This is a genomic window from Psychrobacter sp. TB55-MNA-CIBAN-0194, from assembly GCF_040309505.1.
GTDB lineage: Bacteria > Pseudomonadota > Gammaproteobacteria > Pseudomonadales > Moraxellaceae > Psychrobacter > Psychrobacter fozii.
The window spans coordinates 1-257 of sequence record NZ_JBEOOW010000497.1 but is presented as its reverse complement, the minus strand read 5'-3'; the positions used below and the strand labels follow the sequence as shown (position 1 = coordinate 257).

Sequence of the window (257 nt, the reverse complement as noted above, 5' to 3'; positions counted from 1 at the left end):
GAATAGTCGTATTCATCACTCATTCTTCGATTGAGTGTCAGCTTAAGGAATGGACATGAAAACCGAATTTTACCAAACATTAAATCGTCAAGCACAAGCTTTACTTGAAGGCGAAGATGATTTGATTGCTGCTATGGCAAATTTTTCAGCGTTGCTAAATGACAACCTAGAAGACCTAAATTGGGCAGGTTTTTATATTAAGCGTGGTGAACAATTAGTCCTTGGACCATTCCAAGGTAAAGTGGCTTGTACCCGTA

General features: G+C 38.9%; 1 protein-coding gene. It reads left to right on the top strand.

Annotation, left to right across the window (positions count from 1 at the left end; genetic code table 11):
- Window positions 1–55 precede the first annotated feature (55 nt).
- On the top strand, window positions 56–257 hold a 202-nt coding region (locus AAEY75_RS16030), incomplete at its 3' end, for a GAF domain-containing protein (protein WP_502944446.1).